This window comes from Kitasatospora sp. NPDC048722 (assembly GCF_040650235.1).
GTDB lineage: Bacteria > Actinomycetota > Actinomycetes > Streptomycetales > Streptomycetaceae > Kitasatospora.
Genome location: NZ_JBEZGX010000004.1, coordinates 235,411 through 258,219, shown reverse-complemented (window position 1 = coordinate 258,219; position 22,809 = coordinate 235,411). Strand labels below are relative to the sequence as shown.

Sequence of the window (22,809 nt, the reverse complement as noted above, 5' to 3'; positions counted from 1 at the left end):
CCGGTGGAACGACCGACCGGGCCCGCGGCCGGGGGCCTGCGGCCCTGCCCTGCGCCGCCGTGCCGGGCGGACAGTGGCAGGGACGGAGCCCTCGACGCGTCCGACGGGCGCGGGGGCACCCTGCCAGCGCGTCTGGAGGACGCCATGCGCCGTGTCATCCGCTTCCGCGACCTGGGCCGGGAGGACGTCGGCCTGGTCGGCGGCAAGAACGCCTCGCTCGGCGAGCTGATCAACGGCCTGGGCCCCGCCGGGGTCCGGGTGCCGGACGGCTTCGCCACCACCGCCGACGCCTACCGCGAACTCCTCGGCACCGGCGGACTGCGCGAGCTGATCACCGAGCAGGTCGACCGGCTGCACGGCGGCGCCCCGCTGGCCGAGGTGGGCACCGCGATCCGCACCGCCGTCCTGGCCTCTCCCCTGCCGCTCGCGTTCGGACAGGACGTCGTGGCGGCGTACGAGCAGCTCGCCCACGAGGCCGGACGGGAGGACCCGGACGTCGCCGTGCGCAGCAGCGCCACCGCCGAGGACCTGCCGGAGGCGAGCTTCGCAGGCCAGCAGGAGACGTTCCTCAACGTGCGCGGCGCCGAGGCGCTGCTGGACGCCTGCCGCCGCTGCTTCGCCTCGCTGTTCACCGACCGGGCGATCGACTACCGGGAGCGGATGGGCTTCGACCACCTCTCGATCGCCCTGTCGGTCGGCGTCCAGCTCATGGTCCGCTCCGACCTCGCGGGCGCGGGCGTGGCGTTCACGCTCGACACCGAGACCGGCTTCCCCGGCGTCGTGGTCGTCAGCGCCGCATGGGGGTTGGGCGAGACGGTGGTCAGCGGCCAGGTGGACCCGGACGAGTACACGGTGTTCAAACCGACGCTCAAGGACCACCACCTCGACCCGGTGGTCAACGTGCAGCTCGGAGCCAAGCGCCGCAAGGCCGTGTACGCCGAGAACGGCTCCACGACGACCGTCGACACCGACCCGCCGGAGCGGATGCGCCCGGTGCTCGGCCAGGGCGACATCCGCACGCTGGCCGAGTGGGCGGTGGCCGTCGAGGAGCACTACGGCTGCCCCATGGACCTGGAGTGGGCCAAGGACGGCATCAGCGGGCAGCTCTTCCTCGTCCAGGCCCGGCCGGAGACCGTCCAGTCCCGGCGCCGTGGCGAGGTGCTGCGCCGCTTCCGGCTGACCGGCACCGGGGACCCGCTGGTGGACGGCATCGCGGTGGGCGAGGCGATCGGCGCCGGTCCCGTGTGCGCGCTGGCCGAGCCGGTCGGGCTGGAGCGCTTCCCGCAGGGGGCCGTCCTGGTCACGTCGATCACCGACCCGGACTGGGAGCCGCTGATGAAGCGCGCCGCCGCGATCGTCACCGACCACGGCGGGCGCACGTCGCACGCGGCCATCGTCAGCCGCGAGCTGGGTGTGCCGGCGGTGGTCGGCACGGGTTCGGCCACGGCCGTGCTGACGGACGGCCGGGAGGTGACGGTCTCCTGCGCCGAGGGCGCGGAGGGCCACGTCTACGCGGGCCGGGTCGCGTACGAGTCGACCGAGACCGACCTCGGCTCCCTGCCGGCCACCCGGACCAAGGTCATGCTCAACCTGGCCGACCCGGGCGCCGCGTTCCGATGGTGGCGGCTGCCCGCGGACGGCGTCGGGCTGGCCCGCACCGAGTTCGTGGTCGCCCACCAGGTGCGGATCCACCCGATGGCCCTCGTCCACCCCGAGCGGCTGTCGGTCGAGGACCGGCGGCTGGTCGACGAGCTGACCTACGGCTACCCCGACCGCACCGACTACTTCGTCGACCGCTTCGCCCACGGCGTGGCCCGCATCGCCGCCTCCCGTTGGCCGGACCCCGTCGTCGTGCGCACCAGCGACTTCAAGACCAACGAGTACGCCCGGCTGATCGGCGGCACGCCCTTCGAACCCGCCGAGGCCAACCCGATGATCGGCTGGCGCGGCGCGAGCCGCTACTACGACCCCGGGTACCGCGAGGGCTTCGCCCTGGAGTGCCGGGCGCTCCGCCGGGCGCGGGACGAACTCGGGCTGACCAACGTGGTCGTGATGATCCCGTTCTGCCGCACCCCGCAGGAGGCCGACGAAGTCCTCGCGGTGATGGCCGACAACGGGCTGACGCGCGGCGCGAACGGCCTGCGGGTGTACGTGATGGCGGAGATCCCGTCGAACATCCTGCTCGCCGAGCAGTTCGCCGAGCGCTTCGACGGCTTCTCGATCGGCAGCAACGACCTCACCCAGCTCACCCTCGGCGTGGACCGGGACTCCGGCCTGCTCGCCCACCTCTTCGACGAGCGGAACCCGGCCGTCACGCGCAGCATCGAATCGCTGATCGCGACCGCCCACGCGGCCGGTCGCCACGTCGGCCTGTGCGGCCAACGGCCGAGCAACGACCCGGACTTCACCCGCTTCCTGGTGCAGGCCGGGATCGACTCGATCTCCGTCACCCCGGACAGCTTCGCCGCCGTGAAGCGGGCGGTGGCCGCCGCCGAGGCGGCGGACTGAGCCGTTCGGCCCGGGAGGCCGCAGGGGCGGGAGCGTCAGCGGCGTGCGGCCCGGCGGCGGGCGGCCACCAGGGCGCCCGTGCCGGCGGCGAGCAGGGCCGCACCGCCGACGCCGTAGACCACGTCGGGCCCTCGGTGTCGTACGAGGCCAGCGAGACTTTGCAGGCGCAGCCGGCCCCTGGCTCCGCCGCGAGCCGGACGTCGAGGACGCCGTGCGGCTCGCTCGTCCGGCGGGCCGCGCTCCAGGTGTGGCCACCGTCCACGGAGTATTCGACCTTGGCCACGGAGCAGTCGCCCGCGGTCTCGGCGTGCGCGGTGCCGAGTGAGAGGAACGGGGTGCCCGCCGCCACGGCGAGAGCGGTGAGACCTGGAATCGTCCGGCGAAAGGCGTGATGTACGAAGGATGACGTTCTGGTGTCGTACCGGCGGGGAATTTCTCACCTCCATCCACGAAGGCCCGTCAAACCTATCCGCACACGCACGGGAATACGGTGCTGGATTCCGCGCCACTTCCTGCAGAACCGGACTGCAGGCTCCTGCAACATCCGGGACATTGGTCCTGACCAACACGAGGCGGAGGCCCCTGGGGCCGCTCGGCGCGCCGGGGCACGATCTTCCGGATGGCAGGCCCGTCCCGGGCCGCCGCACCTCACCTCGTCCACGCCGCACCCGGGGGTCCCATGGAAGGCAACGCACTCGCGGTGCTCGGTCTGAGCGCGCAGGAGGAGGCGGTCTACCGCCTGCTCCTGCGCTCCCCCGGAATCGGACTCGCAGTGATCGCCCACGCCTGCGGGGCGGACGAGGACGGGGCGGCCGCCGCCGTGGACCGGCTGCGGGACCTGGGCGTGGTGCGGGGGGCCACCGACCGGAGTGCCTTCAGCGGTGTCGACCCCGCGACCGCGGTCGACCGGCTGGCGCGGCTGCGCATCCACGGACTGCAGGGCGAGATCCGGCAGGTCGCCTCCTCCCGACATCTGATCGACGCCCTGACCGAGGACCAACAGGCGGGGCAACGCGCGGCGGTCAACGAGTTGCAACAGGTCGAGGGCCTGGACCAGGTGATCGCCTGCGTCGACGAGCTGTCCTTCTTCGCCCGGGAGGAACGACTCACCACGCACCCGGGGCCGATCCTCACCGCAGCCCTCGACGCCGTGAGGAGCTCGGACCTGAAGTACCTTCGTCGAGGGCTGCGGATGCGGACCATCCTGCACACCAGCGCTCTCGACTGCCGGCAGGTCGACCGCTTCGCGTCGGAGCTCGCGGAGCAGGGCGCCCAGGTGCGCGGCACCACCGGGCCGCTGGAGCGGATGGTGATCTTCGACCGGCGGACCGCCCTGGTGGCGACCGACCCGGACGACATCACCCGCGGCGCCCTGATCGTCCGCCAGCCCGGACTGCTGGCCCACCTCCTGAGCCTGTTCGAACGCCGCTGGTCACAGTCGTGCGCGGTCGCGGACGAACTGCCCTCCACCGCCGAGCGACAGGTCCTCCAGGTCATGGCGCGGGTCGACAAGGACGAGGCCGGCGCGCGGGAACTGGGCATGTCACTGCGCACCTACCGCGGCCACGTCGCGTCCCTGCTGCGCCGCCTGGACGCACCCAACCGGTTCCAGGCGGCCCTGGCGGCCCGCGACCGGCGTTGGATCTGATCCCCTGCACGAACCTGCAAGGGACCGGACGGTTCCTCGCAGGAAATGCCGCAGGAACAACGGGCCGATCGAATTCGGGTACGGATAGATTCATTCACCGGCGCTCGCTGCCGATGAGGCGGCGAAAGGAACGCACTTCACCGCGACCCTCCGCCACGGAACGGCGGGAAAGGCCCGCACATGACTCGCAGGGGAACGCATGAGGGCCGCAATCATCCTGATCTCGTCCGCACAGATCACGCTGGCGGTGGTCGCGGCCATCACAAAGCGGCGAGTCGATTCCTACCCGCATTGGTACCCCTTGTCGTTGATGGTCACCTGTGTCGGGCTCCTCGCGGCCCTTGCCGCGGAGGAATGGATCTGAGAAGCGCGAAGCGCACCGGAGCCGTCCGGCGGCCGTACGTGAAGGCCCCGGACCGGCGTCGGGCTTGGCACGCCAGGCACGCCGACGCTCCTGCGGGCGTACCACCGCATGACCGCTGGAGTGCCCCACGCACGGCGGCCGGTGAGGTACTCCGCCGACTTCCGCGGCACTCGACCGGTGTTGCCTCAGTCCTCCCCCGACGCCGCCGACCGGTGGTCGGCCACCGCGCGGCGGACCTCGGCGGCGGCGCGCGGGACGGCGGCGGTGACGGCCGGGGTCAGGCCCTCGCCGATCGAGAAGTCCGCGCCCTCGATCGCGACGATCAGCAGTTCGCGCGGCAGCTTGGCCAGGGCGGCGGCCAGGGCGACGGCGTGGCCGAGGCCCAGGCCGTGGGTCCCGGCCGCCGCCTCGTCGTCCACCAGGGGGTCGGCGAGCAGGTGGTCGGCATCGACGGTGACCCGGTGGATCCGGCCCGGCTCACCCGGGTGGCCGTGCACGGCGTCGACGACGACGGCGAGGTCCGCGCCCTCCCACAGTTCCATCAGCCGGGTGGGCTCGCCGTCGCACAGGGTGATCCGGTCGGCGCCCAGGCCCCCGGCGGCGAGGTCCGCCAGGACGGCCACGGCGGCGCCGTCGTCGCGGCGGTACTCGTTGCCGACGCCGATGACCACGATGCGTCGGCCGTCCACGCCGGTCACCTCCGGTCCACGGTGAGAGTGAGGAAGTGCGCCGCGCAGGAGATGCACGGGTCGTAGTTGCGGATCGCCTGCTCGCACTGGCGGGTCAGCTCCGCGTCGTCCAGGTGCAGCCGGGGCTGGACGAAGGCCCTCAGGTCGGCCTCGATCGCGGTCTGGTTCTGCGCGGTCGGCGGAACGATCACCGCCCGCCGGACGAGCCCGGCCTCGTCGATGTCGTACCGGTGGTAGAGCAGGCCCCGCGGGGCCTCGGTGGCGCCGTACCCGGTGCCGGCCCTCGGCGGGACGGGGACAGCGGGGGCGGGCGGCGGCTCGTACCGCTCGATGATGCGCTGCGCCTCGGTGACGGCCCACAGCACCTCGGCCGCCCGGATCACGATGCTGCGGAACGGGTTGTCACAGGTCGGACCGAGCCCGGCCGCGGCGGCCAGTGCCCGGATCGGGGCGGGCAGGCGCTCACTGCCGAGGTTCCAGCGGGCGAGCGGGCCGGTGAGGTGGGGCCGACCGTCGAGGGCGCCGTGCAGGGCGGTGGAGTGCGGCACCTGGTGTTCCCGGACCCGGTCCTCGAACTCCCGCAGCGCGAAGGGGCCGGCGAGGACGGCGGTGGGGGTGCCGGAGTCGATGGCGTAGCCCCCGGGTTCGGTGAGGGCGAGCAGTTCGTGCCGGACCGTCAGCGGCGGGAACTCGAACCCGGACACCCAGCCGAGCGTGTCCTCGGCGTCCGTCCGGGCCTGGCGCAACACCGTGGCCAGGCGGTCGAGTTCGGGCCGGGTGGGCAGCCGGTGGAAGCCGCCGACCCGGACGTTGACCGGGTGGATCGCCCGCCCGCCGAGGACCTCGACGATCTCGTTGCCGGCCTTCTTCAGCCGCAGGCCGCGCCTGAGCAGGTCCGGGTCGGTGCGGGCGAGCGTCAGCGCGTCGGGCAGGCGCAGGAAGTCGGGGGCGTGCAGCAGGTAGACGTGCAGGGTGTGGCTCTCGATCCACTCCCCGCAGTACATGAGTCGGCGCAGCAGGGCGAGTTGGCCGTCCACGACGACCCCGCAGGCGTCCTCGACGGCGCGGCAGGCGCTCATCTGGTAGGCGACCGGGCAGATCCCGCAGATGCGGGCGGTGAGGTCGGGGGGCTCGGTGTGTCCGCGCCCGCGCAGCAACGCCTCGAAGTAGCGGGGAGGCTCGTAGATCTCCAGCCGGACGGCCTCGACCTCGTCGCCGCGCACCGCGACGTGCAGCGCGCCCTCGCCCTCGACCCGGGCCAGCGCCCCCACGGTGAGCGTCCGTTGGGTGCGGTGGGTCATCCGTCGTCCTCCGTGGCCTGTCGGGCCGCCTCCGCGAAAGCGGGGGCCTCGGCGTTGAACGTACGGTAGAGGCGGGCGATGTCCGGCCCCGCCACGCCGTCGCGGTGCAGCAGCGGGAGGAGCGCGCGGGTGTTCGGCCCTGCCCCCTCGGCGCCTTCCGCCGGGCCGAAGCAGCCGTAGCAGCCGCGCCCGTACGCCGGGCACAGCGCGCCGCAGCCGGCCTGGGTGACGGGACCGAGGCACGGGGTGCCGTGGGCGACGGTGACGCAGGTGGTGCCGCGCAGCTTGCACTCGAAGCAGACGCTGTGGGTGGGGACGTCGGGCTTGCGGTCGGCGAGGTAGGCGGTGATGACCTCCAGCAGCTGGCGCTTGTCGATCGGACAGCCGCGCAGTTCCAGGTCGACCTTGACGTGGGCGGAGATCGGGGTGGAGCCGTCGAGGCTGTCGAGGTAGTCGGGCCGGGCGTAGACGACGGCCTGGTACTCGGGCAGACTCGCGAGGTTGCGCAGCGCCTGGACGCCGCCCGCGGTGGCGCAGGCGCCGATGGTCACGAGGTGGCGGGACTGCTCGCGGACCCGCCGGATGCGTTCCAGGTCGGCGGCGGTGGCGATGGAACCCTCGACGAGTGAGAGGTCGTAGGGTGGCGGGAGTTCCCGGCGGGAGGCTTCGAGGAAGTAGCCGATCTCGATCTTCCCGGCGAGGGCGAGGAGTTCGTCCTCGCAGTCGAGGATGGTGAGCTGGCAGCCGTCGCAGGAGGAGAACTTCCAGACGGCCAGGCGCGGTGTGCCCATGGTGCTCAGAGCTCCGGGGTGGAGAGCAGGTGCTCGGCGCGGTCCCAGCCGAAGACCGGGCCGTCCCGGCAGACGAGCACCGGGCCGAGCTGGCAGTGGCCGCACCAGCCGGTGGCGCAGCGCATGTTGCGCTCCAGCGATACCTGGATCCGCTCGGCCGGGACGCCGCGCCGCCGCAGTTCCCGGGCGGCTGCGCGCATCATCACCTCGGGGCCGCACAGGTAGGCGGCGCAGTGGCCGGGGCGGAAGCCGACGGTGTCCAGCAGGCCGGTGACGAGCCCGGTGGCGCCGCGCCAGCCGGGTTCGGGGCGGTCGACGGTGACCAGGACGTCCGCGCGGGAGCGCCAGCCCGGGAGGTCGTCGAGGAACAGCTGTCCGCCGGGGTCCCGGTAGCCGGTGAGCACCGAGACCGTCCCGAACTCGCCGACCCGGTCGAGGGTCTCGACGATCAGCGGGCGCAGCGGGGCGAGCCCGATGCCACCGGCGACGACGAGCACGTCGGAGCCGGCCGGCGGGGTCCCCCAGGCCGTGCCGTACGGGCCCCGGACCCCGATCCAGTCACCGCGCTCGGCGCGGCACAGCGCCTCGCTGACCTTGCCGACCGCACGGACGGTGTGGCCGAGCGTGTGGCCGCTGATGCCGCTGGTGGAGACCGGGATCTCCCCGGTGCCGAAGGGGTACAGCATGGCGTACTGTCCCGGCCGGAACGCCCTCAGCGGGACGGCGGCCGGGACGAGGTCGAGGGTGACGCTGTCGGCGGTCTCCCGGCGGCGGGCCAGGACCCGGTAGGGGACGGGGGTCGTCGCGTGCACGGCGCTCATCCTTCCGGGGCGGCGGCCTCGGCCCGCAGGGCGTCGACCTCCTCGGTGATGTCGATGCCGACCGGGCACCACGCGATGCAGCGGCCGCAGCCGACGCAGCCGGAGGAGCCGAACTGGTCGTGCCAGGTGCCGAGTTTGTGGGTGAGCCACTGGCGGTAGCGGCTGCGGGCGGAGGAGCGGACCGGGCCGGTGCCGTGCACGTGGGAGAAGTCGAGGTCGAAGCAGGAGTCCCAGCGGCGCCAGCGCTCGGCGTGGTCGCCGGTGAGGTCGGTGACCTCCTCGGTGGTGGTGCAGAAGCAGGTGGGGCAGACCATGGTGCAGTTGCCGCAGGTCAGGCAGCGCCCGGCGACCTGGTCCCAGCGTTCGGCGGTCATGGTCCCGGCCATCAGCGAGCGCAGGTCGGTCGCGTCCATGCTCCGGCCCATCCGTCCGGCGGCGTCGGCGACGGCGGCACGGGCGCGGGCACCGTCGGTGGTGCGGGTGGGGAGCTCCGCGAGGATGTCCGCGCCCTCGGGGCTGCCGGCGCGGGCCAGGTAGTGCAGGCCGTCGGGTTCGACGGTCTCGGTGAGCGCGAGGTCGTGGGCCGAGCCGTCCGGCAGGCCGGGTCCGGTGCCCATGGAGGCGCAGAAGCAGACTCCGCCGGGCTCCGTGCACTCGGCAACGACGAGGAAGGCGCCGGCCCGCCTGGGACCGTACACGGGATCCGTGTACGCGCCGCCGGTGAGCACGCGGTCCTGGACGGCGATCGCGCGCAGGTCGCAGGGTCGCACGCCGAGGAAGGCGTAGCGGGGCGGCGGTTCGTCGTCCTCCCGGACGGCGACGGTGCCGTCCTCGGAGCGATCGGCCTGCCAGAGCCGGGCGCGGGGCGGGTGGAGGAAGGTCTTCCAGGACTGCGGCCCGGCGGAGTGCGCGAAGGCCGCCCGGTCCTCGCGACGGCGCAGTCGGTAGGTGCCGGCCTCGGTCTCGACGCCCCAGCCGTGCGGCAGGTCCTCGGCCGAGGCGAGCTCGGCGAGGACGATCGCACCGTCCCGGACGGTGGGCCCGATCACGGTGTACCCGCGCTGCCGGAGGGCGTCGACGAGCGCGGCGAGGCCTTGTTCGTCCAGTTCGACGAGCGGTGCGGTGGTGTCCATGGCGCCGTCCTCGGGTCGCCGCCGGTGGCGGTGCAAGCGGTTCCGTACCCCCACTGTCCGCCGGTTCCGCCGGTCCCGCACGGGCCGTCCGGCCCTCCGCCGGTGTCCGCCCAGCCCTTTTCCCGTGTCCGCCCGGCAGCGCGGGCATGCCCCGGCGTGTCCTCCATTGGGTTGAACCGTTCTTGGGATGTGCGGGCGCGCACGGCCCCCCGCGCGAAGTGGTGGGGATTCGAAAGGTGGGCCGATGTCCGTCATCACCGGTCGTACACGACCGCACACCCGGCGCCGACGGCCCGGGTACCCCGGCCCGGGGTTCCGACCGTGACCCGCCCGGCCGACCGGCCCAGCGCCTCGGACCGACCGGCCCTCCCGTGCGCGTGCGCCACCGGCCGACGATGAGGGTGGTCGAGGCCCTGCACAGAGTCGGTGACGACGCCGGCCGGGGCCGAGAAGGAGTCAGCGATGAACGACTTCGACACCCGCCGCCCCGTGATCGTCGGGGTCGACCACTCGGAGGCGAGCCGCTGGGCCGTGCGCTGGGCGGCGGACGAGGCCGCCGGGCGTCATCTGCCGCTGCACCTCGTGCACGCGCAGGAGTGGCCGACCGGACAGCCGGAGGGCGAGGAGGGCCACCGCTGGGCGATCGGTTTCCGGGCCGCGGGCGACGCCCTGCTGGACACCGCCCGGCTGCTGGCCGCCGAGCGGCACCCGGATCTGGGGATCACGCCCAGGCTGGTCGAGGGTCGGCCCGTGCGGGTGCTGCGCGAGGCGGCCGACGAGGCCGGGCAGCTCGTGCTCGGCGTCCGCCGGCTCACCGAGGCGCGTTCCGCGCTGCCGATCGGCTCCAAGGGCGCGTCGCTGGTCGGCCACCTGGACTGCCCGATCGCACTCGTTCCCGAACCTGCCGAGGGCCTCTCCGGTCCCGCGCCGGTCGTGGTCGGCGTGGACGGCTCCGAGGCCTCCCGAGCCGCGATCGGCTTCGCCTTCGAGGAGGCCTCGCTCGCCGGGGCCGACGTCCAGGCCGTGGAGGTCCGGCGCACCTCCGAGGTCGACCGGCCCGGCCTGATCGAGGAGTCCCTGGTGGACCTCTCGGAGTCGCTGGCCGGCTGGCAGGAGAAGTACCCGCAGGTCCGGGTGCGGCGCGAGGTCCTCACCGGCGCGCCCGCGCCGATGCTCGCGGCCGTCGCGACGCGCGCCCGCTGCCTGGTCATCGGCAGCCGGGGCCTCGGCGGCTTCCGCGGCCTGCTGTTCGGGTCCACGGGCCGCGCCCTGGTGCACCGCTGCACGGTGCCGCTGGTCATCGTGCCGAACGGCACCCACACCTGAATCCGGAGGCCGTCATGCCGAACACCGAGGACACACACGGGGGCCGGGTGCCCGCCCGACCGACCGACGCCGGCGACCTCGGGCGCCGGGTCGCCCACCGCCGCACCGAACTCGGGCTCAGCCGTGAGCTGGTGGCGGAGCGGGGCGGCCTCGACCCGGGGTTCCTGGAGTACCTGGAGACGCATCCCACCCCGGTCGGTGTCGGCACCCTCACCCGGCTCGCCGACGCGCTCGACACCACGATCTCCGACCTGCTGGGCGGCGGGCACGACACGCCGCACGGGCGGGCGCGCGCCAACGCGCGCGTGCGTCTGGAGGAGCTCGACCCGGCGGCCTGCTGGGCCAGGCTCTCCCCCGGCGGTGTCGGCCGGGTGGTGCTGACGGCGCCGCGAGGCCTCGTGGCGCTGCCCGTGAACTACCGCGTGCTGGACGCGACCATCCTCTTCCGGACGACCGAGAACGGCACTCTCGCGACCGCGGCCGACACCGAGGTCGCCTTCGAGGCCGACCAGCTCGACGACGTGTTCGCCACCGGCTGGAGCGTGCTCGTGAACGGCACCCTCGCGGTCGTCTCCGACGAGGAGGCGGTGCGCTGGTTCCGGCAGCACGCCGACCCCAGCCCCTGGGCGGGCGGCACCAGGGACACGTGGATGCGGATCCGCCCCACCGGCATCAGCGGCCGGATCATCCGCCCCGAGGGCCCGCCGATCGTCGGGCCTGCATAGGAAAGGCCTGCCATGGCAGCGAAACCGCACGTCCTCGTGGCCGGCGGGGGCTTCGCCGGCCTGGAGACCGCGTTCGGCCTCCGGCTCCTCCTCGGCGACCGCGTCCGCATCTCGCTCGTCGCCGACCGGGAGGAGTTCCTCTTCAAACCCAACACGATCTACCTGCCGTTCGGCGGCGCCGGGGACCGGCTCCACATCCCACTGCCCGGCCCGCTGTTCCGCCGCCACATCGCCTTCCACCAGGGCACGGTGGCCGGCGCCGACCCCGACGCCCTCGGGATCGAGCTCACCGACGGCACCCGTCTGCGCGGCGACTTCCTCGTCCTCGCCACCGGCGCCGCGATGCTCCCGCAGGAGGTGCCCGGCCTCGTCGAGCACGCCGAGACCGTGTGGACACCGGGGCAGATGCGGGCGCTGGGACGGAAGTTCCAGGACCTCAGGGAGGACGCGCTGGCCGGGCGGCACCGGCAGGTGCTGTTCCTCGTCCCGCCGGGCAACAAGTGCGCGGGACCGCTGTACGAGATCGCGCTGATGCTCGACACCTGGCTCCGGCGGGCGAACGCCCGCTCCCCCGTCCACCTGACCTGGACCACCTACGAGAGCGGCTACGTCCAGGCCTTCGGCCCGCAGCTGCACCGGGTGGTGGAGCAGGAGTTCGCGGCGCGGGACATCGACGGCCACACCTCGGCGGTGGTCGAGAAGGTCGGCGACGACGAGGTGCGGTACACCGACGGCAGGATCCGTCCCTTCGACCTGCTCGTCGCGTTCCCGCCGTACGTGTCGGCCGTGGACTTCCCCGCGCTGCCGCACGACGACCGCGGCTTCCTGCACACCCACCCGGGCACCCGCCAGGTGACCGGGCACCCGCAGGTCTACGCGCCGGGCGACGCCGGGGACTTCCCGGTGAAGCAGGCCTTCCTGGCCTTCCTCCAGGCGCACGCGGTCGCCGAGCACATCTGCACCGTCATCGAGCCGGAACTGCTCGGCCGCCCGAGGCCGTTCGAGCCGATCAGCATGTGCGTGATGGACATGCTCGACAAGGCGACCTTCGCCCAGGTGCCGCTGGAGGCGACCGGCGACCCCGCCGTCCCCGTCCGCGTCGCACCCGACGCCGGGGACCGCTACCGCGTCGGCACCTCTCCGGCCTGGCGGCTCGGCAAGAAGGCCCTCGGCCTGTACCTCCCCGTCCGGTTCCGCGCCGGCCGCCCGTTCCACAGCGGACGGCCCTGGCAGGCCATGGAACTGGCACTCAACGGCATGGCACGCACCCTGGCCGACAGCCCGGAGTGACGGCGGCGAAGGCCGCCGGGCCCGTCCGGGTCCCGTGCCCTGGTCTCCTGGTGCGTCCGGCCTCGTGGGGTGGGCCCCGGTGGTCCGTTCCGGCCCCCGCCGATGGGGCCGAGCGGCGGGCCGAACGGCCCTGCTGCGCGGCGCCCGATGGCGGTGTGATGGACACCGGAGGCCCGGTTCCCCGTGCCGGGCCCTGAGCCCCGGAGGCACGGCCGTGCTGACCGACGACACCCGCACCACGACCCAGCAGCTGATGCGCACCGCCTGCGGGCGGACCATCGCGGTGTCCCGCTTCGCCCCGGAGGTGCTTCCGGGCACCGGCCGCGTCATCCTCGACACGCCCTGCGAACCGTACGACACGGACGAGGTCTGGGCCTCGCTCACCCCTGCGGAGGCCCGGCAACTGGCCGGGATGCTCATGCGCCAGGCCGCGGCCGTCGAGCGTCCGGGGGCGCTGCGACCGGGACGGATCGAGGTGGATCCGGTGGCCGGTGACCTCTACGCCATCGACCTGCGCTCGCACGCCCTGGCCGTCGACCAGCCCGTCCAGGCCGGTGGCGGCGACGCCGCGCCGACCCCGGTCGAGCTCTGTGCCTCCGCCCTGGCCTCGTGCACCGCCCACTACGCCGGCGGCTACCTCGACCGGCACGGGCTCAGCCGCGCCGGACTGCACGTCACGGCCGACTACACGATGGCCGAGGACCGCCCCGCCCGGATCGCCTCGGTGGCGATCGAGGTCACCGCCCCCGCCCTGCCGCCCGAACTGACGGCCGGGCTGCTCGCGGTCGTCCGCCACTGCACGGTGAAGAACACGCTCGACCACCCGCCCACCGTCACGGTCTCGCTGAACCGCACCGGTGAAGGACACGCGTCATGAGGACCGCCGACCTCATGACCGCCCCGCCCGTCACCGTCGACCTCGGCGCGACCGCCTTCGACGCCGCCCGGCGGATGGCGCAGGAGGCCGTCGGCTGCGTCCTCGTCACCCTCGACGGCCGGCTCTGCGGCATCCTCACCGACCGCGACCTGACCCTGCGCGGGCTCGCCCGCGGGTACGGTCCCGGGCAGCCGGTCGCGGACCTCATGACGACGCCGGTCACCACCGTCGACGCCGACGACGACCTCGACACCGCGTACCGCACCTTCCGCGGCTCCGACGTCCGCCGGATCCCGGTGCTCGACGACGGCCGCCCGGTCGGCATGCTCACCGTCGACGACCTGCTGCGCGACGTCGTCCAGCGGCTCTTCGACCTCCTCGTCCCGGTCTCCCGCAGTGCGCTGCCCGAGACCGCGGCCTGAGCCCCTCATCGAACACTCTGCATTGGAGGCCATCATGGCCGGCGACCTGCTCAGAAGATTCCCCTTCGGCTACGGATGGCCGTCACCGCCGGACCTCTTCGAGGACTTTCCCGCCGACTTCGGCACGCCCGCGGCCGAGCACGTGATCCGCATCGAGGAGTCCGAAACGGACGGCGTCTACCAGCTCAAGGCCGAACTCCCCGGCGTCGACCCGGACAAGGACATCACGATCAGCGTCGACGACGGCGTGCTGACCGTCCAGGCCGAGCGCAGCGAGGAGAAGAAGGGCAGGCAGCGCTCCGAGTTCCGCTACGGCTCGTTCACCCGCAGCGTCCGGCTCCCGGCCGGCGTCCGCGAGGAGGACGTCACCGCCGCGTACGACCAGGGCGTCCTGACCGTCCGCGCACCGGTCGGCGAGGAGAAGAAGCCCGCCCGCAAGATCCAGATCACCCAGGGCGGTTGACCCTGGCCACGGGTCCGGGGACCACCGCCCCGGTCCCGACCCGACCCGGGAGGCCCGACATGACCACGAACTCCACGATGCGCACCAAGCAGTGGAAGCTGCGCATCGACCTCTTCGAGGAGGGCGACGAGACCAAGGTCCACGCCGTCCTCGACACCGGCGACAACGTGCTGGAGACCCGCACCACCGCGCGCCGCAGCCCGCACGACCCGCCGGTGCCCGAGATCGGCGACGAGTTCGCCGCGGCGCGCGCCCTCATCGACCTCGGCCACCAGCTCCTGCGTGCCGGGCTCAACGACTCCGCCGCCAACGCCCCTGCCGACGCGGACTGACGCGCTGCACCGGGCCGACTCACTGATCCGCCGCCGGCTCTGCGACGACGAGCCTTGGGAGACCCTCGGCCGGAGCGACGGCGGATCCGTCGCCCTCAGCTGCCTCTCCTCCGCACCCGAGGGCCTGCGCGCCCGCTTGGTCGCCGCCGACGGCACCCGCCGCCACGTCGGCGGCCGGGACCTGACGGACCTCGTCTCCGGCCCGGCGCCCCAGCGCCCGGGCCGGGAGCGCCGGCAGTGTCGAACAGGTGGCCCGGCCGCGCGGCCTCCGGCCCTGGCCGGCCGGGGCCGGTCACCGCGCCGGAGTGGGCCGATCGGACCATGACCATCACGGGTGCGTCACCGAGGCTGGAAGAGGACACCAGCCGATGCCTCGGGGACCCTGGGAGGCCGACGCCATGATCACGCACACGAACCGGCGCAATCCGGTGCGACGGACCTCGGACCGCGTCCAGTGGTGGCTCGCCCGGATCCTGCTCGCAGTCGTGGTCGCCGGACTCCCGGCCGCCGCCGTCAGCGTCGGCCTGCTGACCTATCACGCGCAAGTGCGCACCGCGCAGCTCCAGTCCGCGGCCCGCCACACCGTCACGGCTCGTCTGACGACCGACGCCGCCGTGAACCGCGACTACACCAAGGTCCCGGCGACCGCCGCCTGGACGGCCCCCGACGGCACCGGCCGCACGGCGACCGTCCAGGTCTGGCCCGGGGAACCCGCCGGGACCCAGGTCCCGCTGTGGGTCGACGACCACGGCACCGTCGTCTCCGCGCCGATCACCCGCAGCCAGGCCGCCACCGCAGGCTGGACGGCAGCCGCCGCGGCGGCCGGATCCGTCTCGCTCCTGTGCCTGACCGCGTGGAAGGGAACGGTCCGTGCGCTGAACCACCACCGTTACGCCCAGTGGGAGGCGGAGTGGAACCAGGTCGAACCCCGCTGGTCCAAGCGGCTCCCGAACTGATCGATCCGTGCACCGAGCAGCAGTAGAGGGTAGATGATCATGACTACTCACGTCATCTGCACGTCGCTGGAGAACGACATCCCCGTGTCCACCGATCGGCTGGGGGTGTGCCTGCGCGACGCCAGGTACTGGGCGCAGCACCTCGGAGAGTTCAGCGCGAAGCTCCAGGCCAAGTCGGACGCATTCCAGACAGCGGCAACGCTGCTCGCCGCTTTGACGGCCGGGACGCTGTGGGCGGTGGTCTCCTCGTCGACCGCCCTGTGGGCGGAGATACTCGTCACGGTGATGGCCCTGCTCACGGCGTTCGTCACGGCGTACCCCAAGGCCCGCAACTACTCGCGGGGCGCGGCGGAGGCAGCCCAGCTGACCGCCGACTACGGCAGGCTGTACGGTCGGCTCCTCGACGCCGACCGAGCCGTCACCGGCGGCCAAGTCCTTGACACGAAACGCCTTCAGGAGCTCGTGGAGGAGTTCCAGGACGTGCGGTCCAGGCGTCAGACCCTGCACCCCCGGCCGGTACGGCTGGAACGCGAGCGCCCCGAAGGAATCGACGACGTCGATTCGGAACCGCGGTGGGCGGAGCGGTACGTGGTGGTCGAACCGGCGAAATCGCGTCCCCGCCACGGCTTCCGCGCCCACCTCGGCTGAACCGGGGCCGACGGGGGCGTCGGCGGTCGGCCGGTCAGGCGCGCTCGGCCAGGAGGTCCGCTCCGGCCGCGAGGGTGGTGAGGCGTGGGTAGTCGTCCTCGTCGATCCGGCAGCCGGCCCGTTCGGACAGCCGCTCGACGAGGGTGAGAAAGTCGATGGAGTCGAGTTCGAGGGCGTCCCGGAGATCGGTGTCCGGTCCGATCCGACCGAAGTCGGCGTCCGGGACGATGCCGGTGAGCACCTCCTGCAGGAGGGCAAGGGCCTGATCGCGGTTCACAACTCCTCCGGTTTCTGCAGCAGTCTGTCGAGGGCCGCCAGGTAGCGGGCGCCGGTCGCGCCGTCGCTGGCGCGGTGGTCCGCCGAGAGGGTCGCGGTGACCACCGGGTGAACACCGAGCATGCCCTTGACGGCCCACGGCCGTTCGACGACCTTTCCGAGGCCCACCAGCGCGACCTGCGGAGGGTAGATGACGCCGAAGACCGCCTCCACTCCCTGGTCTCCCAGGCTCGTGACGGTGATCGTCGGGTCGGAGGTCTCCGAACCCCGCAGCCGCCCGGCCCTGGCCCGGGCGACGAGGTCCCGCAGCCGTGCCATCAGCTCAGCGGGTGTCAGGTCGGCGGCGTCGTGGAGGGCCGGCGCAACCAGTCCGCCGCCGCGCAGGGAGACCGCCACGCCGAGGTGGACCGCCTCTGCGGGGACGAATCCGCGGTCCGTCCAGGAGCCGTTCAGCTGTGGCACCTCACGGGCTGCCAGCGCGGCCGCCTTGAGCAGCAGGGCTGCGGGCACCAGGCGTTCGGACACCGGGAGTTGGCGGTTCAGTTCGCGCAGCCAGCCGACCGCGGCGCCGAGGTCGACGGTGGTGGAGAGGTAGTAGTGCGGGATCTCCCGCTTGGACCTGGCCATCAGGTCGCCGACGGCCCGACGCATCGCCTCCTGGCGGCCGACCGGCGCCCGTGCCACGACGGCGCCGGGGGCCGGCGCCGGGCGCCCGGGAGGGACCGTGCCGCTCAGGGCGGCACGCACATCGGACACCCGGACGGCTCCACCCGTTCCCGTGCCGGTCACCGTGGCGAGGTCGAGCCCGGACTCCGCCGCGACACGGCGGGCCAGCGGCGTCGCCCGGACCCTGGCCCCGGTCCGCGGCGCCCGCGCCACGGGTGCCGGCGCGGGTGCCGGCCGCCCGCCCGCTGCGCTCGCCCCGGTCGACACCTCGGCCATGACGTCCGACCGGGTGATCCGCCCGCCGGGGCCGCTGCCGTGCACGGTGGCGAGGTCCACGCCGCGCTCCTCGGCCAGGTGACGCACGAGCGGTGTGACCACCGGCTCGGCGGCCGGTACCGAGGGGGCCGTCCCCTGCGCCGGTGCGGGCGCGCGTTCGGGCGCCCCGGTGGTGATGACGGCCAGGGCCGCACCCACCGGTACCGTCGTCCCGGGGTCCACCAGCAGCCGTTCGACCGTGCCGGCTTGGAAGCACTCGACCTCGATCGCGGCCTTGGCCGTGTCCACGACGGCCACGATGTCGCCGCGTGCCACCCGGTCCCCGGGGTGGACCAGCCATTCCAGGAGCGTTCCCTCGGTCATGTCGGCACCGAGTGCGGGCATGGTGAACTCGGCCATCTCAGCCGACCGCCCGCCGGGCCGCCGCCACGATGCCGTCGGCCTGCGGGAGCGCGGCCTCCTCCAGCTGCCGGGCGTACGGCACCGGCACCTCGGCGGCGCAGACCCGCTCCACCGGGGCGTCGAGGTCGTAGAAGCCCTGCTCGGTGATCCGCGCCGCGAGCTCCGCCGACAGGCCGGCGGTCCGCCAGCCCTCGTCGACCACCACCGCCCGGTGGGTCCGTGCGACGGATCCCAGGATCGTCGCGTCGTCCAGTGGACGGAGGGTCCGCAGGTCGATCACCTCCGCGTCGACGCCGTCGGCGGCGAGCCGGTCCGCGGCGTCCAGGGCCTTGCCGAGCGAGCCGCCGTAGGTGATCAGGCTGACATCGCTGCCGGGGCGACGCACCGCCGCGCTGTCCAGGTCCACCGGCCCGGCTCCGGGTGGCAGTGTGCCCGACACGTTGTAGAGCGATCCGTGTTCGAAGATCACCACCGGGTCGGGGTCGGCCAGGGCCGGCGCCAGCATGTGCCGGGCGTCCTCCAGCGTGGCCGGTGCCAGCACCCGGATGCCTGGGATGTGCGCGTACCAGCCCTCCAGGCTGTGCGAGTGCTGGGCGGCGAGCTGTCGGCCCGCGCCGGTGGTCATCCGGATCACCAGGGGCACCGCGACCTGCCCACCGGACATGTGCAGCAGCGTTGCGGCGTTGTTGAGGATCTGGTCCAGGGCGAGCAGGCTGAAGTTGACGGTCATCACCTCGACGATCGGTCGCAGGCCCGCGATGGCCGCGCCGATGCCGGCGCCGACGAACGCGGACTCGGACAGCGGCGTGTCGCGGATCCGGTCCGGTCCGAACTCGTCCAGCAGCCCGAGGCTCACGCCGAAGGCACCGCCGTAACGACCGACGTCCTCGCCCATCAGGAAGACCCGCTCGTCGTCCGCCAGCGCCTCGCGCATGGCCTCCCGGAGGGCTTCGCGGTAGGTGACCGGCTTCGGCTCGGCCTTCACCCCGGTCACGACGGCTCTCCGGCGGGGGTGCGGACGAAGCGCAGCAGCTCCTCGACGGGTTCCAGCCCGCCCTTACGGGCTTCCTCGACCGCCCGGTCGAGTTCCTCGGCCACCTCCTTCTCCACGCCCCGCAGTCCGTCCTCGTCGAGACCGCCGTCGGCCCGCATCCGGTCGCAGAGGAACGTGATCGGGTCGCGTTCCTTCCAGCGCTCGATCTCGGCCTTGTCGCGGTAGAGATCGGGGTCGTACATCGAGTGGGCTCGGAAGCGGTAGGTGCGCAGTTCGAGGAAGTACGGACCGCCGCCCTCCCGGACGGCCTGCGCCGCACGGCGCGCGGCACGCTCGACGGCGAGCACGTCCATGCCGTCCACGGCCCAGGCGACCATGCCGTAGGAGGCCGCGCGCGCCGCCAGGTCGATCTGGGCGTGCTCGCGGGCGATCGGGGTGCCCATGGCGTAGAGGTTGTTCTCGCAGATCAGCAGCAGGGGCAGGTCCCACAGCGCCGCGAGGTTCGCGGTCTCGTGGAACTCGCCCTCGGCGAGCGCACCGTCACCGAAGAAGCAGCAGGTCAGCCGGGGTTCACCGCGCATGCGGCCGGCCAGGGCCAGCCCGGCCGCGACCGGCAGGCCGCCGGCGACGATGCCGTGACCGCCGTAGAACCGGCGGCCGACGTCGAACAGGTGCATCGAGCCGCCCCGTCCCCTGCTGCACCCGGTGACCCGGCCGAGCATCTCGGCGAACACCGCCTCCGCCGGGATGCCGCGGGCCAGTGCGTGGCCGTGCTCGCGGTACGTGGTGACGACGTCGTCGTCGGGGGTGAGTGCCCGGTTCACGCCGACCGAGACGGCCTCCTCCCCGATGCACAGGTGGACGAAGCCGCGGATCTCACCGGAGCTGTAGAGCTCGACGCAGCGCTCCTCGAAGCGGCGGATGCGCAGCATCCCGCGCAGGAGGTCGAGGCGGGGGTCGGTCCCGTCGGCCGCTCGTGTCCTGCCCCGGCGGGCGTTCGCCGCGGTTCGGCGGGTCATGACGAGTCCTCCAGGGTCGACAGGTCGCCCTCCGGCAGACCCAGCTCGCGGGCACGCAGCAGCCGTCGCATGACCTTGCCGCTGCGGGTCTTCGGCAGGTGCTGGTCGAAGGCGATCTCGCGCGGGGCGATGGCCGGGCCCAGCCGCCGCCGGGCGAACGCGGTGAGGTCCCGGGCCAGTCGGTCGCCCGCCTCGAACCCGGGTTTCAGCGAGACGAAGGCCTTGACGATCTCCCCCACCACCGGGTCGGGGCGGCCGATCACTCCGGCCTCGGCGACCGCGGGGTGCTCCATCAGCGTGCTCTCGACCTCGAACGGGCCGATCAGATGGCCTGCCGACTTGATCACGTCGTCCGCCCGCCCGACGAACCAGAAGTATCCGTCGGCGTCGCGCCGGACCACGTCCCCCGTGAGGTACCAGCCGTCCGCGAAGCAGGCCCGGTAGCGCGCCTCGGCGCCAAGGTATCCCCGGAACATCGACGGCCAGCCCGGCCGCAGCGCCAACTCGCCCTCCGCGCCGGCCTCCTCGAGCACCCGGACCCGGCCGCCGGTGACCGCGGCGCGTCCGTTCGGCCCGCGCGCGAGGACGCCGGCCGTGACCCCCGGCAGTGGCCGTCCCATCGATCCGGGTCTGATCTCGGTGCCGGCGGTGTTGGCGATCATGATGCAGCCGGTCTCGGTCTGCCACCAGTTGTCGTGGATCGGCCGGCCCAGGATCTCGGGCCCCCAGCGCACCGCCTCCGGATTGAGCGGCTCGCCGACGCTGGCCACGAACCGCAGCGCCGACAGGTCGAAGGAGCGCGGCAGGTCCGGTGGGCCGCCCCTCGGGCTCATCCGCATCAGCATCCGGATCGCGGTCGGTGCGGTGTACCAGACGCTCACCCGCTGCTCGGCCAGGATGCCGTACCAGCGCCGGGCCTCGTACTCGCCCGCGTCGACGACCATGGTGACCCCGTGCGTGAGCGGGGCGATGATCCCGTAGGACGTGCCGGTCACCCATCCCGGGTCCGCGGTGCACCAGAACACGTCGTCCGGCCGGAGGTCGAGGGCGAGGGCGGCGGTCGCGTGGTGGGCGACCACGGCCCCGTGCACGTGGACCGCTCCCTTCGGGGTCCCGGTCGTCCCGCTGGTGAAGTGCAGCAGCGCCATGTCCTCGGGGTCGGTGGCGGGGATCGTGAAGTCCTCGGACGCCCCGGCCGTCAGGCTGTCGAAGGCGACGGTCCCTGGAAGGTCCTCGGATCCCGGGCCGACGATCAGCACGTGGGCCAGTTCCGGGAGCCGCCCGCGCCCGTCGGCCACCTTGCGGCGGTACAGCTCCGCGGTCGTGACCAGGACCCGCACCTCCCCGAGACGCAGTCGCTGGGACACCGGCTCCGGCCCGAAGGCCGGGAACAACGGGCAGAACACCGAGGAGTTCTTCAACGTGCCCAGCACGGACGCGTACAGCTCCGGGCAACGACCGAGCAGTGACGCGACCCGATCCCCCTTGCGCACCTCCAGGGTCCGCAGCGCATTGGCGAAGCGGTTGCTGCGCCGGCCGAGTTCGGTGTAGGTGACCTCGGTGACCGTACGGTCCTCCGCGATGCAGCGCAGAGCGGTCCTGCCTCCGCGCCCCGCCGCCACGTGCCGGTCGACGGCCTCGTGGGCGATGTTCAGCCCACGCCCGCCGGGCAGCCCGTCGAGCTGCGCCCGGGCCCACGCCCAGACGGGATCCCCAGCTGCTCCGGTGTCGGCTCCCGCCCCCCGTGCGCGCTCCTGGACCGCGTCGCCGTTCACTGCGGCTCCTTCCGAACCCCGGGCGTCCGTGCGGCCCGTCCCCATCCATCCTCCGGCGGCGCCCGGACCTCCGCGAGACGGCGCTCGTTGCCGTCGGGTCGCTCGCCGCGCGCTCGGTCACACCGACGACTCCCCGCCCGACTCCGCCTGCCGCTCGGTGGCCGGTCCCTCGTCCGCCGGGCCGGGGACCGCAGGCAGCTTCGCCTTCAGCCGGCTCAGCTCCTCCTCCACCTCCTGGTCGGCGGTGATCCGCTCCAACTCGAAGCGGACGTCCTCCGGCCCCTTCGGCGCGGTGGCATCCTCCAGAGCGCCGGAGGCCATCAGTTCGTCCAACGCGGCCGAGCGGGCGCGGAACTGCTCGGTACGGTCCTGGGCCCGCTGCACCGCCGCACCGACGTCCCCCATCTCCTCCCCGACGCCGGAGAGGGTCTCGCCGATGCGGGTCTCGGCCTCGGCCCTCGTGTACTCGGCCTTGAGCCTCTCCTTGCGCGAGCGGAACGACTCCACCTTCGCCTCCAGCCGCTGCGCCGCGGCCGTGAGCTTGTCCTCCTCCTCGCGCAGCAGGGGCTCCTCCTCTTCCATCCGACCGAGCTGACGCTGCACGGCCGCCCGGAGGGCCAACGCGTCCCGCGCCAGATCCTCCCGGCCTGCGGCAAGAGCCTGCTGGGCCTGCTGCTCCAGCTTCCCCGCCGACTTCCGCAGGCCGACGATCTGCAGCTCCACCCGTCTCCGGCTCGTCGCCACGTCCGCCAGACCACGCCGTACCTGCTGCAGCAGCTCCACCTGCTGCACGTACGCGAAGTCCAATACCTCACGCGGGTCCTCGGCCCGGTCCAGGACCTTGCCGGCCTTGATCCGGAACAACTCCGCGATGCGGTCCGCCATGCCGGCCATCAGCACCCGCTCCTTCCCGGACGGGCGGCACGCTCCCACCGCCCGAGCCATCGACCACACCTCCACCGTCCCTCCCTGGATCACGGGGCACAACCCACCCCCCCCCCGGACGGTCCGGGCCGGCGGAGCTGCTCGGTCGGCCGGGTCGGCGGGACGGCGCACCCCCTCGCGCGGTCCGCGATCTCCGCGTTCGGCCCACCTGCGGGTGCCGAC

Annotated in this window: 23 protein-coding genes; 12 read left to right on the top strand and 11 right to left on the bottom strand. The window is 73.6% G+C overall.

All coding sequences use genetic code 11. From position 1 onward, the window contains the following. Positions 1–144: 144 nt before the first annotated feature. From ppsA to AB0C76_RS05870, 3 genes are all read left to right on the top strand, one after another. Positions 145–2,508, top strand: coding sequence for a phosphoenolpyruvate synthase (gene ppsA / locus AB0C76_RS05880; RefSeq protein WP_359960276.1), 2,364 nt, complete (start codon positions 145–147; stop codon positions 2,506–2,508). 679 nt (positions 2,509–3,187) lie between these two features. Beyond that, positions 3,188–4,156, top strand: a complete 969-nt coding sequence (locus tag AB0C76_RS05875; RefSeq protein WP_359960273.1) for a helix-turn-helix transcriptional regulator — start codon at positions 3,188–3,190, stop codon at positions 4,154–4,156. A gap of 199 nt (positions 4,157–4,355) precedes the next feature. Further along, positions 4,356–4,520 (top strand): hypothetical protein, encoded by a 165-nt coding sequence (locus AB0C76_RS05870; RefSeq protein ID WP_359960271.1) that lies wholly within the window; start codon positions 4,356–4,358, stop codon positions 4,518–4,520. A gap of 185 nt (positions 4,521–4,705) precedes the next feature. On the opposite strand, the gene AB0C76_RS05865 is transcribed toward AB0C76_RS05870, so the two are convergent. Genes AB0C76_RS05865 through AB0C76_RS05845 form a run of 5 tightly spaced genes read right to left on the bottom strand, consistent with a single transcriptional unit; the run spans position 4,706 to position 9,255 of the window. Then, positions 4,706–5,209, bottom strand: coding sequence for a hydrogenase maturation protease (locus AB0C76_RS05865; RefSeq protein WP_359960268.1), 504 nt, complete (start codon positions 5,207–5,209; stop codon positions 4,706–4,708). Between the two features lie 5 nt (positions 5,210–5,214). Next, complete coding sequence (locus AB0C76_RS05860; RefSeq protein ID WP_359960266.1) at positions 5,215–6,510, bottom strand: nickel-dependent hydrogenase large subunit; 1,296 nt, start codon at positions 6,508–6,510, stop codon at positions 5,215–5,217. After that, positions 6,507–7,301, bottom strand: coding sequence for an oxidoreductase (locus AB0C76_RS05855; protein WP_359960263.1), 795 nt, complete (start codon positions 7,299–7,301; stop codon positions 6,507–6,509). The genes AB0C76_RS05860 and AB0C76_RS05855 overlap by 4 nt, the downstream gene beginning before the upstream one ends. A gap of 5 nt (positions 7,302–7,306) precedes the next feature. Further along, a complete protein-coding gene (locus AB0C76_RS05850) occupies positions 7,307–8,122 on the bottom strand; it encodes an FAD/NAD(P)-binding protein (RefSeq protein ID WP_359960260.1) in 816 nt (271 codons plus the stop codon). Next, positions 8,119–9,255, bottom strand: a complete 1,137-nt coding sequence (locus AB0C76_RS05845) for a 4Fe-4S dicluster domain-containing protein (RefSeq protein ID WP_359960257.1) — start codon at positions 9,253–9,255, stop codon at positions 8,119–8,121. Before AB0C76_RS05845 ends, AB0C76_RS05850 begins: the two co-directional genes overlap by 4 nt. A gap of 462 nt (positions 9,256–9,717) precedes the next feature. On the opposite strand from AB0C76_RS05845, the gene AB0C76_RS05840 reads away from it, so the two are divergent. From AB0C76_RS05840 to AB0C76_RS05800, 9 genes are all read left to right on the top strand, one after another. Beyond that, positions 9,718–10,581 carry a universal stress protein gene (locus AB0C76_RS05840; protein WP_359960254.1) on the top strand — a complete coding sequence of 288 codons (864 nt, stop codon included), beginning with the start codon at positions 9,718–9,720 and terminating at the stop codon, positions 10,579–10,581. Positions 10,582–10,595: 14 nt separating this feature from the next. Beyond that, positions 10,596–11,306, top strand: coding sequence for a pyridoxamine 5'-phosphate oxidase family protein (locus AB0C76_RS05835; protein WP_359960251.1), 711 nt, complete (start codon positions 10,596–10,598; stop codon positions 11,304–11,306). A 12-nt stretch (positions 11,307–11,318) separates the two neighbouring features. Continuing rightward, positions 11,319–12,596, top strand: coding sequence for an FAD-dependent oxidoreductase (locus AB0C76_RS05830; RefSeq protein WP_359960248.1), 1,278 nt, complete (start codon positions 11,319–11,321; stop codon positions 12,594–12,596). A 214-nt stretch (positions 12,597–12,810) separates the two neighbouring features. Next, entirely contained in the window at positions 12,811–13,473 is a 663-nt protein-coding gene (locus tag AB0C76_RS05825; RefSeq protein ID WP_359960245.1) for an OsmC family protein, read from the top strand. Further along, positions 13,470–13,895, top strand: coding sequence for a CBS domain-containing protein (locus AB0C76_RS05820; RefSeq protein ID WP_359960243.1), 426 nt, complete (start codon positions 13,470–13,472; stop codon positions 13,893–13,895). The genes AB0C76_RS05825 and AB0C76_RS05820 overlap by 4 nt, the downstream gene beginning before the upstream one ends. Before the next feature lie 34 nt (positions 13,896–13,929). Further along, a complete protein-coding gene (locus tag AB0C76_RS05815; RefSeq protein WP_359960240.1) occupies positions 13,930–14,358 on the top strand; it encodes an Hsp20/alpha crystallin family protein in 429 nt (142 codons plus the stop codon). A gap of 59 nt (positions 14,359–14,417) precedes the next feature. Then, the gene (locus AB0C76_RS05810; RefSeq protein ID WP_359960237.1) at positions 14,418–14,690 is read left to right on the top strand and encodes a dsRBD fold-containing protein; all 273 of its coding nucleotides are present in this window, start codon (positions 14,418–14,420) and stop codon (positions 14,688–14,690) included. 398 nt (positions 14,691–15,088) lie between these two features. Then, positions 15,089–15,646, top strand: a complete 558-nt coding sequence (locus AB0C76_RS05805; protein ID WP_359960234.1) for a hypothetical protein — start codon at positions 15,089–15,091, stop codon at positions 15,644–15,646. Positions 15,647–15,685: 39 nt separating this feature from the next. After that, positions 15,686–16,294 carry a hypothetical protein gene (locus tag AB0C76_RS05800; protein ID WP_359960232.1) on the top strand — a complete coding sequence of 203 codons (609 nt, stop codon included), beginning with the start codon at positions 15,686–15,688 and terminating at the stop codon, positions 16,292–16,294. A gap of 34 nt (positions 16,295–16,328) precedes the next feature. Here the strand turns inward: AB0C76_RS05800 and AB0C76_RS05795 are convergent, their stop codons facing one another. The 6 genes from AB0C76_RS05795 to AB0C76_RS05770 form a co-directional block, all read right to left on the bottom strand. Continuing rightward, positions 16,329–16,571, bottom strand: coding sequence for an acyl carrier protein (locus AB0C76_RS05795; RefSeq protein WP_359960229.1), 243 nt, complete (start codon positions 16,569–16,571; stop codon positions 16,329–16,331). Further along, positions 16,568–17,911 carry a dihydrolipoamide acetyltransferase family protein gene (locus tag AB0C76_RS05790; protein ID WP_359960226.1) on the bottom strand — a complete coding sequence of 448 codons (1,344 nt, stop codon included), beginning with the start codon at positions 17,909–17,911 and terminating at the stop codon, positions 16,568–16,570. Before AB0C76_RS05790 ends, AB0C76_RS05795 begins: the two co-directional genes overlap by 4 nt. Position 17,912: 1 nt before the next feature. Beyond that, the gene (locus tag AB0C76_RS05785; protein WP_359960223.1) at positions 17,913–18,908 is read right to left on the bottom strand and encodes an alpha-ketoacid dehydrogenase subunit beta; all 996 of its coding nucleotides are present in this window, start codon (positions 18,906–18,908) and stop codon (positions 17,913–17,915) included. Beyond that, positions 18,905–19,927: a pyruvate dehydrogenase (acetyl-transferring) E1 component subunit alpha gene (pdhA, locus tag AB0C76_RS05780; RefSeq protein ID WP_359960220.1), complete on the bottom strand. Its 1,023-nt coding sequence runs from the start codon at positions 19,925–19,927 to the stop codon at positions 18,905–18,907. Before pdhA ends, AB0C76_RS05785 begins: the two co-directional genes overlap by 4 nt. After that, positions 19,924–21,702: an acetate--CoA ligase gene (acsA, locus tag AB0C76_RS05775; protein WP_359960219.1), complete on the bottom strand. Its 1,779-nt coding sequence runs from the start codon at positions 21,700–21,702 to the stop codon at positions 19,924–19,926. Before acsA ends, pdhA begins: the two co-directional genes overlap by 4 nt. A gap of 117 nt (positions 21,703–21,819) precedes the next feature. Then, positions 21,820–22,596 carry a PspA/IM30 family protein gene (locus AB0C76_RS05770; protein ID WP_359960216.1) on the bottom strand — a complete coding sequence of 259 codons (777 nt, stop codon included), beginning with the start codon at positions 22,594–22,596 and terminating at the stop codon, positions 21,820–21,822. Between the last annotated feature and the right edge of the window lie 213 nt (positions 22,597–22,809).

What these genes read in the sequence shown, in the direction of transcription:
- AB0C76_RS05800 (WP_359960232.1), top strand. Translation starts at nt 15,686, where the DNA reads ATGACTACTCACGTCATCTGCACGTCGCTGGAGAACGACATCCCCGTG.
- AB0C76_RS05810 (WP_359960237.1), top strand. Translation starts at nt 14,418, where the DNA reads ATGACCACGAACTCCACGATGCGCACCAAGCAGTGGAAGCTGCGCATC.
- AB0C76_RS05815 (WP_359960240.1), top strand. Translation starts at nt 13,930, where the DNA reads ATGGCCGGCGACCTGCTCAGAAGATTCCCCTTCGGCTACGGATGGCCG.
- AB0C76_RS05770 (WP_359960216.1), bottom strand. Translation starts at nt 22,596, where the DNA reads ATGGCCGGCATGGCGGACCGCATCGCGGAGTTGTTCCGGATCAAGGCC.
- AB0C76_RS05835 (WP_359960251.1), top strand. Translation starts at nt 10,596, where the DNA reads ATGCCGAACACCGAGGACACACACGGGGGCCGGGTGCCCGCCCGACCG.
- AB0C76_RS05830 (WP_359960248.1), top strand. Translation starts at nt 11,319, where the DNA reads ATGGCAGCGAAACCGCACGTCCTCGTGGCCGGCGGGGGCTTCGCCGGC.
- AB0C76_RS05850 (WP_359960260.1), bottom strand. Translation starts at nt 8,122, where the DNA reads ATGAGCGCCGTGCACGCGACGACCCCCGTCCCCTACCGGGTCCTGGCC.
- AB0C76_RS05845 (WP_359960257.1), bottom strand. Translation starts at nt 9,255, where the DNA reads ATGGACACCACCGCACCGCTCGTCGAACTGGACGAACAAGGCCTCGCC.
- AB0C76_RS05790 (WP_359960226.1), bottom strand. Translation starts at nt 17,911, where the DNA reads ATGGCCGAGTTCACCATGCCCGCACTCGGTGCCGACATGACCGAGGGA.
- AB0C76_RS05870 (WP_359960271.1), top strand. Translation starts at nt 4,356, where the DNA reads ATGAGGGCCGCAATCATCCTGATCTCGTCCGCACAGATCACGCTGGCG.
- AB0C76_RS05820 (WP_359960243.1), top strand. Translation starts at nt 13,470, where the DNA reads ATGAGGACCGCCGACCTCATGACCGCCCCGCCCGTCACCGTCGACCTC.
- AB0C76_RS05875 (WP_359960273.1), top strand. Translation starts at nt 3,188, where the DNA reads ATGGAAGGCAACGCACTCGCGGTGCTCGGTCTGAGCGCGCAGGAGGAG.
- AB0C76_RS05855 (WP_359960263.1), bottom strand. Translation starts at nt 7,301, where the DNA reads ATGGGCACACCGCGCCTGGCCGTCTGGAAGTTCTCCTCCTGCGACGGC.
- AB0C76_RS05860 (WP_359960266.1), bottom strand. Translation starts at nt 6,510, where the DNA reads ATGACCCACCGCACCCAACGGACGCTCACCGTGGGGGCGCTGGCCCGG.
- pdhA (WP_359960220.1), bottom strand. Translation starts at nt 19,927, where the DNA reads ATGACCCGCCGAACCGCGGCGAACGCCCGCCGGGGCAGGACACGAGCG.
- AB0C76_RS05805 (WP_359960234.1), top strand. Translation starts at nt 15,089, where the DNA reads ATGATCACGCACACGAACCGGCGCAATCCGGTGCGACGGACCTCGGAC.
- AB0C76_RS05840 (WP_359960254.1), top strand. Translation starts at nt 9,718, where the DNA reads ATGAACGACTTCGACACCCGCCGCCCCGTGATCGTCGGGGTCGACCAC.
- ppsA (WP_359960276.1), top strand. Translation starts at nt 145, where the DNA reads ATGCGCCGTGTCATCCGCTTCCGCGACCTGGGCCGGGAGGACGTCGGC.